Below are 4,312 nucleotides of genomic sequence, written 5' to 3'. Positions count from 1 at the left end.
GCCCCAGCCGTCGCCGCGGTCGTACTCGCCGCCGCGTTCGACGGTGACGCTGCCCTCGGACACCGTCATTCGCAACGGCGTGCCGGTCCGCGATCTCCGCACGCCCGAACCCCCGCGGACGACCGGCTATCCGCAGTTCGGCGATTATCACCCGCCCGCGCCCCCGGGCGGCCAGTACGGTCGCGGCGACTACCTCCCGCCGACCGGAACGCCGTTCGGCGATGCTAGCGGCGGCCTGTACGCCGGCGGCGGGTTCCCCAGCGGCGCCGGTCTCCACGGCGGCGGCATCGGCGCCGGCCCGATCGCGGAGTTAGGTTCCGCCGGCGGAATGTGCGATCTAGGCCTGTGCGAAGGGATGTCGCTGTTCCGTCGCGTGGAGATCGAAGACCCGGACCACATTCACCCCCATGCGATCCATCAGGTGGTGGCCGTCGCGGACCCCTCCCGTCCGGCGCCCCCGATCGGGCTGGCGAAGCTGTTCCACCGTCCGTGCAAGGGCTGCCTGCACGGCTGCCGCGAGTGCGATCCGTTGTGCGATGACGGCGGCGGGCTGGTCTTCGTGGACGTCTGCGTCCCGCCCTGTCGGCCCGAGGAGGTGAAGGTCACCCGCCACGGCTACCGCGTGCATCTGGACTACGGAAAATATGAAGTCACCCTCACCAGCCGCAACGGCTACGTGAAGGTCGATTACGACGACTGAGGCTGTCGAAGCTCCAATATCCAAGAACTCAAGAACCAAATACGATGGGCGCTCCCATCTTGGTTCTTGAGTTCTTGGTCATTGAGACTTCCCCATGAACGCACCGGCGATCGCTTCAGGATCGTCCGTCACTGTCATGGGTCTCGGCACGCATGGCGGCGGGGCCGGGGCGGTGCGGTATTTATGCCGCGAGGGAGCGAACGTCACCCTCACCGATCGCCGCACGGCGGAGGAGTTGGCCGAACCGCTATCCAAGAACTCAAGAACCAAATACGATGGGCGCTCCCATCTTGGTTCTTGAGTTCTTGGTCATTGAGACTTCCCCATGAACGCACCGGCGATCGCTTCAGGATCGTCCGTCACTGTCATGGGTCTCGGCACGCATGGCGGCGGGGCCGGGGCGGTGCGGTATTTATGCCGCGAGGGAGCGAACGTCACCCTCACCGATCGCCGCACGGCGGAGGAGTTGGCCGAACCGCTATCCAAGAACTCAAGAACCAAATACGATGGGCGCTCCCATCTTGGTTCTTGAGTTCTTGGTCATTGAGACTTCCCCATGAACGCACCGGCGATCGCTTCAGGATCGTCCGTCACTGTCATGGGTCTCGGCACGCATGGCGGCGGGGCCGGGGCGGTGCGGTATTTATGCCGCGAGGGAGCGAACGTCACCCTCACCGATCGCCGCACGGCGGAGGAGTTGGCCGAACCGCTGAAAACGCTGGGCTGCGAACCGGCGATTCTGAAACTCGGCGGGCATGACGTTGCGGACTTCATGACCGCCGATCTGATCGTCGCCTCGCCCGCGATTCCGTACGATCACGACTTATTAAGAGCGGCCCGCTCGGCGGGCGTGCCGGTGACGACGGAACTGGCCCTCGCCGCCGCGGCGCTGCCGCCGAACGTCGCGACCGCTGCGGTCACCGGCTCGAACGGCAAGAGCACCTCCTGCGCCCTGCTGCACGCGATGCTATCGGCGAAGCACGCTCGCACGGGCGGCGCCGCGTGGCTGGCCGGCAACGGCGGGGGAAGTTTATTGGACGAGATCGAACGCGTCCGGCCGGGCGATTCGGTCGTCTGGGAAGTGAGCAGCTTTCAACTCGAATATCTTGTCGAGAACGGCTTCCGAGCCGATGTCGCCGTGGTGACGAACTTCGCGGCGAATCACCTCGATCGACACCGCACCCTCGCCGCCTATCGCACGGCGAAACAGGGGTTATTGGAGAACCTGCGGCCGACCGATACGGCGATTTTGAACGCGGCCGACGCGGACGTGCGCATCTGGCCGACCGCCGCCCGGCGGGTTCTGTTTGACGAACGATCGATCCCGCTGCCGGGCGCCCACAACGCTCAAAATGCCGCGGCCGCGGAGGCCGCGGCGCTGGCGCTGGGCTGTTCGCCGGACGACGTCGAAGCGGGTTTGAAGAATGCGACGCTCCCGCCGCATCGGCTGCAACTGGTTGCGGAGCGGGACGGCGTGCGGTTCGTCGACGACAGCGCCGCGACGACTCCGGAGAGCCTCATCGCCGCCCTGCACGCGACGCCCGGACCCATATATATGATCGCCGGCGGGGCGGATAAGGGAGCGGATCTGCAAGCCGCGGCCGCCGCCGCGATCGCTGACCGTACAGCGGGAGCCTACTTCATCGGCGCCACCGCTTCCGCGTGGCGTGCAGCGGTCTTGAAGGTCGCCCCCGATCATCGCTGCTTCAATAGCATCACGCTGGACGCGGCGTTCGCCGCCGCTCTTCAAGACGCGCAGCACACCGGCGGGGCGATCCTTTTATCGCCCGGCTGTTCGAGCCTCGACCAATTCGAGAGCTTCGAGGCCCGCGGCGCCGCGTTTGCGAGACTGGCGCACCGACAGCTCCGGCCCCATGCCCGGGCGGCTGACGCCTCTTGATGGGGGGCGTTCCAGCGCGCCGCTTGCCGCGGCGTTTGCGAAGCCGGTACGCTCGGACGGTTCGCCCGGTTCGATCTGAAGAAAAGGTGCAGAGGATGTCGCCCGTTCAACATTCCGTTCGCCCAGACGCCGCTCCGCCCGCCGGAGCAGTCGGCCGTCGCGGTTTTCTCGGCGCCGGCGTCGCGGGCGCCGGGGTTCTCGCGGGATTGGCTCCCCGCTTATACGCCGGCGAGAACGGCGAGTTCAAACCGCGTCGCGTGGGGCTGATCGGCTGCGGGTGGTACGGGAAGGGCGACGTCTTCCGCATGCTGCAGGTCGCCCCGGTGGAGGTCGTGGCGATTTGCGACGTGGACGCCAAGATGCTCGCCGAGGCCGCGGAGATGATCGCCGCCCGGCAGGGGGGGAAGACCCCTCGCACCTACGCTGACTATCAGGAGTTATTGAAGGAGAAGGATCTCGATATCGTGTTCGTCGGCACCCCCGATCATTGGCACGCGTTGCCGATGATCGCGGCGGTCGAATCCGGGGCGCATGTCTACGTCGAAAAGCCCACCAGCGTGGACGTCGCCGAGAGCCGGGCGATGATCGCCGCGGCCCGCAAACACAATCGCGTGGTGCAGGTCGGCACGCAGCGCCGCAGCACGCCGCACTTGGTCGAAGCGAAGAACCGGGTGATCGACGAAGGGCTGCTGGGCAAGATCGGGCACGTCGAGATCTGCTGTTATTATCATATGCGGGCGAATCGCAATCCGCCCGCCGTGCCCCCGCCGCCGCACTTCGACTACGAAACGTGGACCGGCCCGGCGCCGATGCGGCCGTATACGGACCTGACGCATCCCCGCAGCTGGCGGGCGTTCACGGAGTACGGCAACGGCATCGTGGGCGATATGTGCGTGCATATGCTCGATATGGTCCGCTGGATGCTGGACCTCGGTCCCGTCGAGAACGTCTACAGCGAGGGCGGCATCCTCGTTCAAAAGGACAGTCTGGCGAATATCTCCGACACCCAGACCGCGACCTTTACCTTCGGCGATCTGCCCGTCGTCTGGACGCATCGCAGTTGGGGCGAGGCCCCCGACCCGGATTACCCCTGGGCGGCGTTTATTCACGGCGAGAACGGGACGCTCAAAGCGAGCGTTCAATCGTACGACTTCGTCCCCCGCAGGAATAAAAACGACGCGCTGCACGGCGACGTCGTCCTCGAACCGGACAAGTACCCGGAGGAGAAGGACGAACCCCAGATCGAACGGCACGTCGTCCCCGCCAGCCGGGCGCATATGAAAGACTTCCTGCGCGCGATCGAAGTCAGCGAGCAGCCCGGCGGACAGACCAAGCGTCCCGTCGCCGATATCGAACAGGGCGCGACCTCCAGCGTCGCCTGTATCCTGGCGAACCTGTCGATGGACCTGGGCCGTTCTCTGAAGTGGAACCAGAGCGAATGGCGGGTCGAAGGCGACGACGAAGCCAACGGCCGTTTGCTGCGACCGTACCGCGATCCGTGGACGCACCCGGGCCAGAACGCCTGACGCAACGCCGGAACGCGGTGGTTCCTCTGCCTCCCCTCTCCCTCAGGGAGAGGGGCCGGGGGTGAGGGTGAGCGAGCCTTCTCATGCTTTGAATGATGGGAGCGGTTTGGAGGGTACAGCGAGCGGTGGACGTTAAAGATCGCTCGCTCGGTTCCAGCCCCCTCACCCCCAGCCCCTCTCCCTGAG

At 66.1% G+C, this 4,312-nt stretch carries 4 protein-coding genes and 1 pseudogene; all 5 read left to right on the top strand.

The features are described from left to right. Nucleotides 1-700, top strand: a pseudogene (locus tag LzC2_RS20410) (hypothetical protein); the annotation flags it as partial. A 94-nt stretch (nucleotides 701-794) separates the two neighbouring features. Next, nucleotides 795-1,001, top strand: a complete 207-nt coding sequence (locus LzC2_RS20405) for a hypothetical protein (protein ID WP_206678835.1) — start codon at nucleotides 795-797, stop codon at nucleotides 999-1,001. A gap of 24 nt (nucleotides 1,002-1,025) precedes the next feature. Next, nucleotides 1,026-1,232: a hypothetical protein gene (locus tag LzC2_RS20400; protein WP_206678835.1), complete on the top strand. Its 207-nt coding sequence runs from the start codon at nucleotides 1,026-1,028 to the stop codon at nucleotides 1,230-1,232. A gap of 24 nt (nucleotides 1,233-1,256) precedes the next feature. Beyond that, a complete protein-coding gene (gene murD / locus LzC2_RS20395) occupies nucleotides 1,257-2,600 on the top strand; it encodes a UDP-N-acetylmuramoyl-L-alanine--D-glutamate ligase (protein ID WP_206678834.1) in 1,344 nt (447 codons plus the stop codon). A 95-nt stretch (nucleotides 2,601-2,695) separates the two neighbouring features. Continuing rightward, nucleotides 2,696-4,126: a Gfo/Idh/MocA family protein gene (locus tag LzC2_RS20390; RefSeq protein WP_171189871.1), complete on the top strand. Its 1,431-nt coding sequence runs from the start codon at nucleotides 2,696-2,698 to the stop codon at nucleotides 4,124-4,126. Nucleotides 4,127-4,312 lie beyond the last annotated feature (186 nt).

Source organism: Alienimonas chondri (assembly GCF_013036045.1).
Classification (GTDB): domain Bacteria; phylum Planctomycetota; class Planctomycetia; order Planctomycetales; family Planctomycetaceae; genus Alienimonas; species Alienimonas chondri.
The sequence above is the reverse complement of the archived record's forward strand: the minus strand, read 5'-3'. Positions and strand labels throughout refer to the sequence as shown.